The organism is Paenibacillus sp. FSL R7-0204 (assembly GCF_038002225.1).
In the GTDB taxonomy this organism is placed as follows: Bacteria; Bacillota; Bacilli; order Paenibacillales; family Paenibacillaceae; genus Paenibacillus_AQ.
In genome coordinates, this window is the sequence record NZ_JBBOCA010000001.1 from 3,710,232 (window position 1) to 3,722,368 (window position 12,137).

Annotated in this window: 16 protein-coding genes; 11 read left to right on the plus strand and 5 right to left on the minus strand. The window is 50.4% G+C overall.

The genetic code is table 11. The features are described from left to right. Nucleotides 1-37 precede the first annotated feature (37 nt). Nucleotides 38-766 carry an MBL fold metallo-hydrolase gene (locus MKX42_RS16515; protein ID WP_340753432.1) on the plus strand — a complete coding sequence of 243 codons (729 nt, stop codon included), beginning with the start codon at nt 38-40 and terminating at the stop codon, nt 764-766. Next, nucleotides 759-1,343 carry a TetR/AcrR family transcriptional regulator gene (locus tag MKX42_RS16520; RefSeq protein ID WP_340753433.1) on the plus strand — a complete coding sequence of 195 codons (585 nt, stop codon included), beginning with the start codon at nt 759-761 and terminating at the stop codon, nt 1,341-1,343. The genes MKX42_RS16515 and MKX42_RS16520 overlap by 8 nt, the downstream gene beginning before the upstream one ends. 39 nt (nt 1,344-1,382) lie before the next feature. On the opposite strand, the gene MKX42_RS16525 is transcribed toward MKX42_RS16520, so the two are convergent. Continuing rightward, complete coding sequence (locus MKX42_RS16525; protein ID WP_340753434.1) at nt 1,383-2,042, minus strand: helix-turn-helix transcriptional regulator; 660 nt, start codon at nt 2,040-2,042, stop codon at nt 1,383-1,385. A gap of 167 nt (nt 2,043-2,209) precedes the next feature. Between MKX42_RS16525 and MKX42_RS16530 the strand changes: the two genes are divergently transcribed. From MKX42_RS16530 to MKX42_RS16545, 5 genes are all read left to right on the plus strand, one after another. Continuing rightward, the gene (locus MKX42_RS16530) at nt 2,210-3,613 is read left to right on the plus strand and encodes an MFS transporter (protein ID WP_340753435.1); all 1,404 of its coding nucleotides are present in this window, start codon (nt 2,210-2,212) and stop codon (nt 3,611-3,613) included. Then, on the plus strand, nt 3,603-3,902 hold the full coding sequence (locus MKX42_RS33440) for a winged helix-turn-helix transcriptional regulator (protein WP_445669324.1): 300 nt from the start codon (nt 3,603-3,605) through the stop codon (nt 3,900-3,902). The genes MKX42_RS16530 and MKX42_RS33440 overlap by 11 nt, the downstream gene beginning before the upstream one ends. Nucleotides 3,903-3,928: 26 nt before the next feature. Continuing rightward, nucleotides 3,929-4,288: a HesB/IscA family protein gene (locus MKX42_RS16535; RefSeq protein WP_340753436.1), complete on the plus strand. Its 360-nt coding sequence runs from the start codon at nt 3,929-3,931 to the stop codon at nt 4,286-4,288. Continuing rightward, on the plus strand, nt 4,281-4,601 hold the full coding sequence (locus tag MKX42_RS16540; protein WP_340753437.1) for a hypothetical protein: 321 nt from the start codon (nt 4,281-4,283) through the stop codon (nt 4,599-4,601). The genes MKX42_RS16535 and MKX42_RS16540 overlap by 8 nt, the downstream gene beginning before the upstream one ends. Nucleotides 4,602-4,689: 88 nt before the next feature. Further along, complete coding sequence (locus tag MKX42_RS16545; protein WP_340753438.1) at nt 4,690-5,382, plus strand: AlkZ-related protein; 693 nt, start codon at nt 4,690-4,692, stop codon at nt 5,380-5,382. 162 nt (nt 5,383-5,544) lie between these two features. On the opposite strand, the gene MKX42_RS16550 is transcribed toward MKX42_RS16545, so the two are convergent. From MKX42_RS16550 to MKX42_RS16560, 3 genes are all read right to left on the minus strand, one after another. After that, complete coding sequence (locus MKX42_RS16550; RefSeq protein WP_340753439.1) at nt 5,545-5,721, minus strand: hypothetical protein; 177 nt, start codon at nt 5,719-5,721, stop codon at nt 5,545-5,547. Between the two features lie 487 nt (nt 5,722-6,208). After that, nucleotides 6,209-7,438, minus strand: a complete 1,230-nt coding sequence (locus MKX42_RS16555) for an aminopeptidase (RefSeq protein WP_340753440.1) — start codon at nt 7,436-7,438, stop codon at nt 6,209-6,211. Nucleotides 7,439-7,489: 51 nt separating this feature from the next. Continuing rightward, nucleotides 7,490-8,734 carry an aminopeptidase gene (locus tag MKX42_RS16560; RefSeq protein ID WP_340753441.1) on the minus strand — a complete coding sequence of 415 codons (1,245 nt, stop codon included), beginning with the start codon at nt 8,732-8,734 and terminating at the stop codon, nt 7,490-7,492. Nucleotides 8,735-8,896: 162 nt separating this feature from the next. Here MKX42_RS16560 and MKX42_RS16565 point away from each other — a divergent pair, with 162 nt between their 5' ends. Beyond that, complete coding sequence (locus tag MKX42_RS16565; RefSeq protein WP_036695355.1) at nt 8,897-9,178, plus strand: hypothetical protein; 282 nt, start codon at nt 8,897-8,899, stop codon at nt 9,176-9,178. 90 nt (nt 9,179-9,268) lie between these two features. Here the strand turns inward: MKX42_RS16565 and MKX42_RS16570 are convergent, their stop codons facing one another. Continuing rightward, complete coding sequence (locus tag MKX42_RS16570) at nt 9,269-10,621, minus strand: TrkH family potassium uptake protein (protein ID WP_445669325.1); 1,353 nt, start codon at nt 10,619-10,621, stop codon at nt 9,269-9,271. Between the two features lie 148 nt (nt 10,622-10,769). On the opposite strand from MKX42_RS16570, the gene MKX42_RS16575 reads away from it, so the two are divergent. The 3 genes from MKX42_RS16575 (at nt 10,770) to MKX42_RS16585 (ending at nt 12,020) form a co-directional block, all read left to right on the plus strand. Continuing rightward, complete coding sequence (locus tag MKX42_RS16575; protein ID WP_340753443.1) at nt 10,770-11,129, plus strand: VOC family protein; 360 nt, start codon at nt 10,770-10,772, stop codon at nt 11,127-11,129. Nucleotides 11,130-11,189: 60 nt separating this feature from the next. Then, on the plus strand, nt 11,190-11,381 hold the full coding sequence (locus MKX42_RS16580) for a GNAT family N-acetyltransferase (RefSeq protein ID WP_340753444.1): 192 nt from the start codon (nt 11,190-11,192) through the stop codon (nt 11,379-11,381). 132 nt (nt 11,382-11,513) lie between these two features. Further along, the gene (locus MKX42_RS16585; protein WP_340753445.1) at nt 11,514-12,020 is read left to right on the plus strand and encodes a GNAT family N-acetyltransferase; all 507 of its coding nucleotides are present in this window, start codon (nt 11,514-11,516) and stop codon (nt 12,018-12,020) included. The last annotated feature ends 117 nt before the right edge of the window (nt 12,021-12,137 follow it).

The window sequence follows — 12,137 nt, forward strand, 5'->3', positions numbered from 1 at the left end:
TTAAACTAATAAGATTAGTTTTGAGGAGGAATTTGCAATGAGAGTGACAAGAGAAGGCAGTTTGCATCAGCTTACGTGGCTGCCGCGTATTTTTCCAGTGAATTGCTATTTGATCGAAGAAGAAGAGGAGCTTACACTTATAGACGCGGGAATGTCTTACAGTCTGCAGGGCATTCTGAATCAGTCCGCCAAGCTCGGTAAGCCGCTGACCCGCATCATCCTGACCCATGGCCACATGGATCATGTCGGGGCGCTTGATGCCTTGAAGAAGCAGCTGCCGGAGGCTAAGGTCTATATCTCGGAGCGGGATGCTGCATTGTTGGCCGGTGACCGCTCGTTAAGAGCCGGTGAGCTGCAGACTCCTATTAAGGGCAGTGTACCCGCCAAAATAGTAACCCGCCCCGACATTCTGCTGCATGACGGCGATCGCATCGGTTCGCTGACAGCGTACAGCACTCCCGGACATACGCCGGGATCGATGTCTTTTCAGGACCGGCGCAGTGGAGCGCTGATCGCTGGTGATGCGTTCCAGACCTTCCGGGCCACGGCGGTGTCCGGCAAGAAGGTGGCCTGGTTTCCTTTTCCGGCTATGGCGACTTGGAGCTCTGAACAGGCCTTGGTCAGTGCTTACAGGCTGATTGATCTTACCCCAACTGTACTGGCGATAGGACACGGTGATCTGCTTATAGCTCCGGTAGAGGCGATGAAGCGGGCGGCTGCGGAGGCTGAAGGACAGTTAAAGGGAGGAGAGAGGGTACATGGCTAGAGCAGGCCTGGATACGCACACGCTGGTGCTGGCTGCCGCAGAGCTGGCAGATGAATATGGCATGGAAGAAGTGACGCTGGCTGCACTTGCCGCGAAGCTGGGTGTCCGTTCCCCGTCACTCTATAATCACATCAACGGGCTTGCGGGGCTGCGTACACTGATGGCGGTATATGGTCTGGAGCAGCTATATGAGGTCATATCGGAGGCAACGGAGGGGCTCAGCGGAGAAGCTGCGGTACATGCGATGAGTCAGGCTTACATCGGATTCACCAGAGCGCACCCGGGGCTGTACCAGACGACGTTAAAAGCACCCGAACAGGGGGACACCGCTCTGGAGGCGGCGAGTGCAAAGATCCTGTCGCTCCTCCTCCAAATGATATCCACGTTCGGCTTGGATGAAGAAGGCAATCTGCATGCTGTCCGTGGACTACGGAGTATCCTGCATGGATTGTCTACCCTGGAGCATCAAGGCGGATTTGGAATGCCGCTTGACCTGAATGTTACTCTCACCCGGCTGATTAATACCTATATTGCGGGAATCCGCTGTATGGGAGCGGACGAAGCACGCCTGAAATAACAACAAAGAGCAATCTCCTAGTGAGGTTGCTCTTTGTTGTTACGGCTGATTTGGCCTAACGGTGTAAATGCAGTTTCTTCCTCCTTTTAAAATGTACTCCCCCCGTTCAATATGAACATCCTCCCCTAGAACGGTTTTAAATAAATGCAGTTCATTCTTGCATAACCCGGTACATACAGCCGCCGCTTCACAGATCGGGCAATGTTTCTCGATGAATAAGAGACTGCCATCCTCCTGCTCCTTAACCTCGGCCATATAACCTTCATTCGTTCGAATCTCGGCCAGTTTCTCCAATTTCTCTCTAACATCCGAGGCCGTGCCAAGATGCTGGAGATATTGTGCCTGCATCTTTTTATTTCGAACATCCAGCAGCTTGTCCAGACCTTCGTTACCAAAAGCTTCTTTCATCGACTGAATAAGACTGATGGATAAGTCCGAATATCCGGTTGGGAAAAATCGGTTAGCCGCGGGTGTCAATATCCATAACTTAGTGGGCCGTCCCATGGGACGCGCTTCTTCCACATTCGTAACTAATCCTTCTTCCTTCAGTGCATTCAAATGTTGGCGAATAGCCATTCCAGACAGTGAAAATTGAGAGGAAAGGGTCATAACATCCAAGCCCCCACGCTCTTTTAACAGATTAATGATCGCTCTTCGGGTACTGGTGGAGACATCCTTTTTAATTTGATTCCGGCTCATGGTGCCCCTCCTTTTGCAGCTATTGAAGCTATATCACTCCCTACATTTTAAATAAAAATGTTGACAAAGTCAAAGGCGGACTGTAGCTTAGACATTATAAATAAAAATGTTTACTAAGTATCCGGATACGATGTATACATACCAAACTTTCTTGGAGGTTACCATTCATGTCGTCTAATCATCAAAGTATTTTCAGCCCGCGTTATTTTGCACTATCCATAGGGATTATCCTGTCCGTGATGGCCGTTGGATTCGAAGGTCTATCCGTAACCACCATTGCTCCTTCGATTGCTGGAGACTTGAACGGTCTTAGCCTGTTCGGGTGGATATTCAGTACATATCTGCTTGCGCAGATTATCGGGACGCTGGTCGTCGGTCGAATCATAGATAAAAGAGGCCCTGCTGCACCATTCACTTATGCGCTTCTGTTGTTCATCGCAGGACTGGTCGCTGCGGCAACAGCAGGCGATATGTATATCATGATTGGATCACGGGCCCTGCAAGGCTTGGGTGCCGGAGCCATGATGACTTGTGTGTATACAGCTATTTCCTTAAGTTACCCGGATGAGTTACGTGCCAAAATACTTGGAGCCTTTGGTACAGCCTATGTTCTTCCGTCCATGCTGGGTCCATATGTGGCAGGTCTTATAGCAGATCAGTGGTCGTGGCGGTTTGTTTTCTGGGGGATCTTACCTGTGCTGGTCGTTTCAGCAGTGCTTAGTTTACCGGCTTTCAGGAAATTGAAAGTGCAGCAGACGGGAGGGGCTAGCGCTTCATCCACTTGGATGGCGTTACTGTTAACGATGGGTACTGGTCTTTTCCTGGTTGGTCTTAGTATGCTTCCGGGTATGATGGGATTTGTCTTCGCCCTGATTGGCCTCGTAGGTATGATATTACCGCTCCGTCAATTGCTGCCGAAGGGAACGCTTACGCTCCGGAGAGGCATGCCAGCGATTCTGGCAACACGCGGGCTGTTCTTCGCCGCCTATGCCAGCACACAGAATTTCTTGGTATTGGCTCTAATTGATGTGAAAGGAATAACCCCTTCTCAGGCGGGTTTAATCGTAGCGAGTGCAGCATTAAGCTGGTGTATCATTTCATATCTGCAAGGACGTTGGGATGCGGCAGATCAGGGCCGTGGACGTCATATGAGAATCATTCTGGGGGTATTTCTGCTTGCCGTAGGGATTGCCATCGTCTTTTGGATACCGGTTGTTTCTGTTGCCGTTGCAGTTATGGGTCAGATTACCGCCGGGGTCGGTATTGGATTGGCGCATCCGGTTAGCGGTGTTGTAGCCTTTTCCCAAGCCGGGGAAGGCGGCGCGGGCCAAACCTCGGCAAATCTGCAATTTGCTGATTCTTTTACACCCGGTGTAGTTATCGGGATTGGGGGTTCTATCCTTGTCGTGTGTCAGGCTGCTGGAATGTCACTGCAATCCGGCTTAATTGTAGCGATGGGCTTCCATCTCTTGTTGATCGTCATAAGTCTGACTGCCAGTACCCGGATCTCACCGCAATCCATCAGGAAAGCTGCTCCTAAGAAAGAGGGTGTAAATATCATTGTCCACTGAGGATAAGGAGAAACTTCTTATTGCCTATGACATCATCGGGTCTAAATGGACGATCCATATCTTATTCACTCTTTCTTACGGTCCGAAGAAGTTTAGCGAAATGACCCGGAGTATTCCTTCCATTACGCAAAGAATCCTGTCCCAGCGTTTAAAGGAGCTTCAACATCATAATCTGGTCAAGAGAACCAGTCCCCAGCGTCCTACACGAACCATGTATGAACTTACACCAAAAGGAGTAGCTCTCGCTACGTTCATACCTTGTCTAATGGACTGGGGGACCCAAAACTAAATTAAGCTTGTATAGGAGGAATGAAAATGAACATTGAGGTCAGTGAGATCGCAGCAGAGAAAATCGCCGAAATCATATTAACCGCTGATACAAGGCACTCTTTTCTTAGAGTAGGTGTTGAAGAAGGGGGATGCAGCGGATTGTCTTATACCCTTGTATTGGATGAGCAGCAAACAGAGGAGGATGTGGTGTTCAATAAAGATAAATTCCGTCTATTAGTTCACACGAAGAGTATTCCATATATCGATGGTCTTGAAATTGACTATGAACAAAGCGGAATGATAGGCGGATTCACCATGAATAACCCTAATGCCAAAGCATCATGTGGATGCGGGGCCAGTTTTCGGATGGCTAACTATCGGGGAGAAGTTAAAAAATGTGATTAACCAGCAGGAAGGGAAGGAGCGAAGAGAAATGATATCATTTGAAGTATCTAAACAAGCGATTGATTCTTTTAAGGATGAATGGGGTTTGGCAGAGGCCCAACATGTAAGGATATATGCAAAATATGCGGGTGGAGGCTCAGATGCTTTTACAATTGGCATCAATGCAAGTGCTACACCGATTGATCCGGCAGTGGTTCAATCTATCGGCGGCTTTCATTTCTTTGTCGAGAAATCAGATGCCTGGATTTTACAGGATGAGCATTTTAAGATTGGCTGTAATGAAAATGGTATATTTTTAAACAAAATCTCCTAATAAGCATATGCAGGAAGTGAATTTGCTCATTTATAGTGATAAGCTTAATTTGGTGTACAAGCCAGATTGATTTAGGAGGCTGAATTACTTGGGAGAAGCAGGTAAGCAAGAGAATGTAACCACCTTTGAAGAGATGGCTGAGGTAGTCGCCAGGCTGGGGATTGTGCCGCTGGCACCCCTGATCCCGGAGCATCCGTCTGTGAACGGGCTGACGCTGGCGGAGAATTGGCATACCGATACAGAGCTGGACCCCTGGCGCTGGCGGGTGAGATTTCCCGGAGAAGGCTTAGCCGGCTACGGAAAATTCATCAAGAAAAAAGCCGTGCTCGTATCCCGCGACTGGCTTCCGGCTTACTTGGCAGCGGCTGGACCTCAGCAGTCTCTCGAAGAGCGGTATAAGAGCGGCCTGGCCACGAGAGAAGCGCTTACCCTGCTGGAGATTATCCTGGTGAATGAGGGAATTGAGACACGCCAGCTGCGCTCCATGGCGGATATGAAGGCCAAAGAGAAGAAGACGGCTTTTGACAATGCGGTAACGGAGCTGCAAGGGTCTCTGGATATCGTAATCTCCGGCGTGAAGCAGCGGGTGAATGCGGACGGAGAGCCGAATGGCTGGAACAGCACCTCTTTTGAAACCTCGGGGTACTGGATGCATGAAGCGGGCATTCCGCACTTTGAGGGATCAAGAGAAGAGGCGATAGCCTGGCTGCGTTCACGTATGGAAGCGGCGTGGGCACCGGAGGCGGTTGCCTGGATTAACAAGGCGCTGGGCTGGAAATAGACAAGGAACGGTAGTCCTCTCGGTGAAGAGGGCTGCCGTTTTTGCCATTTTACGATGGTGAACAAATAAAAACGGCTAATCTCATTCCCGCAGGAGCAGACCGGCCGTAAGCGCTTACGAATATATGATTGTCCTGCATATGTTGTGTATATTGAAGCAGCCTTACAGCATAGGGCCAAGGTAGGCAACCAGGAAATACAGGAATCCGAACAGCAGCATGATATAGGCGGTGTACTTGATGGCGTCGGAGGCAACAATACTTAAGTCTTTGGGAGCCTGGACTTCCAGACGTTCTGTTTCCGTAGAATCCGTGTTGTCATGATTGAAAGATTCTTTCATCAGAATTCCCTCCTTAGATTATTCATGGACTACAATCTTCCTCATTTGGCACTGTAAACACTATCTATAATTGTATTGTGACATATTTGTGAACTAATTTCAACAATATTGTGAAAATTCTTTGACTGAATGTTCACATTTGGGCTGTTTGGGTTGCTTTGACCCACTTAACTTCAACTCCGGTTGCACTTTATACATTAGATGAGTGCTAATTTCGCCGAAAAAATGGATCTATTGCACTCTATACACTAGAATTTTGAGAAAACGGGGGTTTGGAGCTGAAATCCGGAAATCTGTTGTACGAAATGCAGCAGAAGGTGTTTTAACCGTAGTTTCCGTGAATTCTATTGCAGAAAGTGCAATCAGCCACTCACTCATTAAATCTCATAGCACTCACAGGGGAAAAGTCCCCCTGAAAAACACAAAGACCCCGCCATATGCCTCAAAAGGAAATAGCGGGGTCTCATTCATAGTACAATGATTAAGCTTAAGCCCAATCTCCATTACGGAAGATCGGGTCGGTGGAGCCGTCATCGGCAATCCCGTCGATGTTCATCTCCGGGGAGCCCATCATGAAGTCGACATGGGTGAGGCTTTGGTTCATGCCCAAGTCTACCAGCTGTTCCTTAGTCATGTTAATGCCGTCCTGCAGGGTGAAGGCGTAGGAAGCGCCAAGTGCCAGATGGCAGGAAGCATTCTCGTCATACAGGGTGGTGTAGTAGAGAATGCCGCTCTCCGAGATCGGGGAGTGGAAAGGCACAAGCGCCACTTCACCGAAGTAGGCGGCACCTTCATCCATGGCCAGCAGGGAAGCAAGGGCTTCCTGGCCCACCTCAGCGGTGAAGTCTGTAACTTTACCATTCTCCAGGGTCAGGCTGAAGCGGTCGATGATGTTGCCGCCATAGCTGAGCGGCTTCGTGCTGCGGACCGTGCCGTTCGCACCACTCTTGAGCGGAGCGGTGAACACTTCCTCGGTCGGAATGTTCGCCAGGAAGGACATGCCGCGGCTGTTCACCGCGCCCGCCTGACACCAGATATGTCCTGCAGGCAATTCGATCGTCAGATCGGTGCCCGGTGCCGTGTAGTGCAGCTTGCGGTATTTCTTGGCGTTCAGCAGCTCACAGCGCTGCTTCAGGCCGGCCAGATGGACACTCCAGGCCTGCACCGGATTCTCCTGGTCTGCGCGCACAGCCTTGAAGATGGCGTCCCAGAGCAGTTCAATCTGCTGCTCAGGCGCAGCGTCCGGGAACACCTTTGCGGCCCAAGAGGCGGATGGGAAGGCGAGGCCGGTCCAGCTGACCTGATTAGCCATCAGCATTTCGCGGTAAGGAGCCATAGCTTGACCGGCGGTCTTCTGATGGTCCGCAATGCGGCTTGCATCTACTCCGTTCAGCAAGTCCGGATTCGCTGAGATGATTGTCAGGAACGCTGCTCCGCCCCGTGCCAGATCCTCCAGTTCATCAGCCTGCCACTTCGGCGGCTCCAGGAAGCTCTCGGACGGCGCCAGATCATAACGGGTACGGGTGACGAATTCATCGGAATAGTTAACCTTGACGAGCTTCGCACCTGCTTCATAGGCCTGGCGTACAATCAGGCGGACCAGCTCAGCCGATACGATATCCGCGTTCACGACAAGGGTCTGGCCGGGTTGAATATTAACGCCAATCTTTACAGCGAGCAGTGCGTAATTCTCCAGCTTTTGGTTGAAATCCAGCAATAGCTTCAGCTCCATTCATTATCTGATGAAATGCAATAACTTATAAGGGGTCTAGAAGGCCCAGTTGCCCTTCTGGAAGACCGGCTCGCGCTTTCCGTCAGCAGTAATTCCGTAGATATCCATCTCAGCCGAGCCGATCATGAAGTCCACGTGGGTTACACTGTTGTTGAGGCCGCGGGCAGTCAGCTCATCCTGATTCATTTCCTTGCCGCCTTCCAGACAGAAGGCATAGGCGGTACCAATAGCCAGATGGTTGGAGGCATTCTCGTCGAACAAGGTATTGAAGTAGAGAATTCCTGATTCCGAGATTGGCGACTGATGCGGCACCAGCGCGACTTCCCCCAGATACTTGGCGCCTTCATCCAGGCTGATCAGATATTCGAGGGCTTCCTGGCCCTGCTCAGCGCTCACACTGGTAATCCGGCCCTGTTCAAAAGTGATCGAGAAGCCGTCAATCACATTCCCGCCGTAGCTGAGCGGCTTCGTGCTGCGGACCGTACCGTTCACACCGGTTTTCTTGGGAGCCGTGAAGACTTCTTCCGTTGGCATGTTGGCGACAAAAGAATGACCTTTGGCATTGATGCTGTCTCCTTGCGCCCATAAATGGCCTTCAGGCAGCTCGATGCTAAGGTCAGTTCCAGGTGCTATGTAATGCAGGCTGGCGTACTTTTTCGCGTTAAGAACATTAGCCTTCGACTCAAGTGTGTCGAGATGCTCCTGCCAGGCGGCAACAGGGTCCTCACGGTCAAGACGGACAGTATGGAAGATAGCCTCCCACAGCTTGTCTACACGCTGGTCAGCAGGGATCTCAGGGAAGACTTTGTCTGCCCAAGGCTGGGAAGGAATTGCTACAATGCTCCAGCTAACCTTGTCGGACATCTGCAATTCACGGTATTTCGTAAGCGCTGCGCCCCGTGTCTTTTGGAAGTTCGCAATCCGCTCAGGATCAATGCCTTTGAGGGCATCCGGGTTCTCGGCAATGACCGACAGGAAGGCGGCACCGTTCTCGGCAAACTCGGTCATTTCACCGGCAAACCAGGTTGGGGCCTTGGTGAATACTTCGGGCGACGCATGCTCGAACTGCTGGCGGGTAATGAACTCGTCACTCCAGTTCACCTTAACCTGGCTGGCCCCGATGGCATACGCCTTGGCAGTAATCAGGCGGACGAACTCGGCTGCAGTGATCGGGGCGTTCACGACCAGGATTTGTCCCGGCTGAACATTCACACCGATTTGTACTGCTAAATCAGCGTATTTACTAAGCTTGTCCTGAAGCTCTGTTTCAGTCATTGACATTTCCTCCATTACCATAATTTTTAGCTCTATATAAGCATTGTACTAAATTATTAACCGCCGGATGAAAAAAGTCAATTACAGCGCAAAAGGAAAGAGAAATGCTGACATATCAATGTTATACTGAATATTGTGGGCATGATCAGATGAAAGGAAGGAAAGAGGATGAACCTGGAAATCACCAAAGCAGAAATGAAACGCGTAGAGGATAGAAGTTTTGTGGGGAGAACGGTATTTACATTAGAGAATCACCGTTCCCCTTATGAGATTACTTTCTATAGTTCCCGTGGAACCGAATGGGATTACAGTCTGAGCTTCGCCGGTGAGCCGGGGAGTGAGGAGCAGTTCCTGGAAGTGGATGCGCTGCTGGAGAATGACGATGATCTGTACAATCAGCTGCTGGATGCAGCGCTGGATACCCAGGAGATCCCGGAAGAGGAAGCTTAAGCTTACTTGCGGATATAATAATGCGACCCCCGTCCCGGCAGATTGCCTTGAACGAGCAGGGTCGCATTGTTAATTAATAGCCGCCGGCCCTTAGCCGATGGTGATATTGCCTTCCGGGTAACGGTACAGCTCCTTGCTGTTCTTCGGCTTGAGCGCATAGGCCAGGGTAAGCGGTCCGGTCCGGCCTACGAACATAAGAATGATGACCAGCACCTTGCCGATCGTGGTCAGCTCTGTGGTCAGTCCCATGGTGATGCCTGAGGTGCCGAAGGCGGACACCGCCTCGAACAATACGCTCAGGAAATCAGCACGCTCTGTTACGGACAGGAGCATCGTAGAGATAACCACCAGCATCAGTGAAAGTAAGGTCATGGTAATGGCTCTGTAGACATTCTCCTTCGAGATCCGGTGGCGGAACATTACGATATCCTCTTTACCCCTTAGCTTGGCGTAGGCGGTGCTGGCCAGAATGGCAAAGGTGGTAATCTTGATTCCGCCGCCGGTAGAGCCGGGAGCCGCCCCGATGAACATCAGCAGAATCATCAGGAATTGGGTGGATTCCCGCAGCAGCGGAATCTCGATGGTTGTTACGCCGCCGGAACGGGGCGTAATAGCCTGCAGGAAGGAGGCCATAATCTTGCCTCCGGCATGCAGCGGCTTCAGTGTAGCGTTCAGCTCCAGCCAGAAGAAGACTATGGCTCCGACCAGAATCAGCACAGCTGAGGTTGACAACACGACCTTCGAATGCAGCATCAGCCGCTTGCGCTTGGGATAATCGATCACATCGGACAATACAATGAAGCCGATACCGCCGAGGAAAATCAGCAGCATGGAGGTAATATTCACAATAGGATCTTCCACATAGCGTGTTAAACCGCTGAATGGCCCGTGAACGTCGCCGAACAGATCGAAGCCCGCGTTGTTGAAGATGGAGATGCTATGGAAAAGTCCATAATAAGCTGCTTTGCCTATCGGCATATCCACTACAAATCTGGCAGCCAGCAGAATGGCACCAGTCAACTGGATCACTAGGGAGTAGATAAGCACCCGGCGGATCAGCTTCACGATCCCCTGCATGGAATTCTGGTTCATGGATTCCTGCAGCAAGAGGCGTTCCTTCAATGAGATTCGTTTGTTCAGCACCAGCGTAATCAGCGTAGCCATCGTTACGAATCCAAGACCGCCGAACTGGAACAGCACCAGCAGCACGATCTGTCCAAAGGTCGAAAGCTGCGTACCCGTATCGATGACGGCAAGTCCGGTTACACAGGTCGCAGAGGTCGCCATGAACAGCGCATCAATGAACGAGATTCTTCCGCCCGTAGAAGCGGCAGGCAGGGACAGCAGCAGGGTTCCGGCAGCGATCAGCAGCACGAAGCCGAGCGATAGTATTTTGGGCGGCGTCAGCTTCAAATGCCCAAAGAAAAGGTTAGCCAAGTTCATTCTCCTGACAATAGGGATAGGATCTGACAAGATTATAGCATAACTTATATTCTCATCCCTAAACAGGCAGGAAATTGACATATTTTATCGAAATCATTAAAGGCTGTAGGTTTCAACAACTTGCACTCTATGAGGAGGCTATACTGCTGTGACAAGTCCGATACGCAATCAGATTGGCGCTGTCTTCATCCCGGTTAGTGATATCGAAAGGTCCAAGAACTGGTATTGCAGTCTGCTCGGACTGCCGCTTGACGGTGAAGTATTATTCGGGCATCTGTATGAGGTGCCGATGCAGGGGCCAGGGATCGTACTGGACAGCAAAATATTCACAGCCGAAGCCGTGCTGAAGGTGCCATCCTTCCATCTGCTTACCGATGATATTGATGCCGCCTATGATTATGTCAAAGCCAGCGGGGTAGAGATTCTTACGGATATTGAGAATGACCACTGGTTTAACTTCAAGGACCCGGACGGAAACGTGCTGATGATCTGCCGTTATATCAGTTAATTAATGAGATTAATTATAAAAGTTAATCTCATTAATTATTGTTCAAGGGGAGCATTATAGATGATAAGAGAAGTACGGGCTGAGAACGCTGCCGGTACGGTTCATCTGTACCTGTGTATGGATGCGCTTAGCGGTGACCGTCCGTTCGCAGTGATAGAGCGTTTTGTCATCATCGAGAAGCTGCGGGGCAAGGGAATAGGAGCCTCCATGCTGCGGTTCGCAGAAGAGGCTGCCGCAGCTAGAAGTGCTTAAGGTGATGCTGTCAAGCAAGAGCATCCGTAAGGATGCTCACCGGTTCTATGAGCGTCTGAGGTACGACGGAGAGGGAAGCAAGCTTTTCAAAAAATACATATCGCTTCAACCTACAGGAGGAACTGAACGGAAATGAACGTAACCCTAAGGGAGCTCATTCCGAAAGATGCCGCTGCGCTCTTGTGTCTGCAGCACAGGCTGGATCAGGAGACCTCCTACATGATGCTTGCTCCAGGGGAGAGACGGACGGGTATTCCTCAGGTGGAGGAGAGAATTGCAGACTACACTAAGTCGGATACCTCACTCTTGATCGGTGCCGAAGCAGACGGTGAGCTTGCAGGATATCTCTCTGTCGAAGGCGGAACCTTCAGCCGCAACAAACACAGTGCCTATATTGTTATAGGCATTCTGAAGGCTTATCAGGGCATGGGAATCGGCACCGGATTATTCCGTGAGATGGAATTGTGGGTCAAACGCAGCGGCATCATGCGACTGGAGCTTACTGTGATGCAGCATAATGAACAGGCGGTTGAGCTGTATAAGAAGCAGGGCTTTGAAATTGAGGGCTTGAAGAGAAAGTCGCTGCTGGTGGATGGACAATGGGTGGACGAATATTATATGGGTAAGATCTATAATTAATTGCATTAACTATATGGATAAATCGTCTACACTAACAAAATCACCCTGCGGGTGAATTGCGGGTGAATGATGTAAGAAGTTATGCGGTCCACACAACTCATCTGGACAGACCGTCCT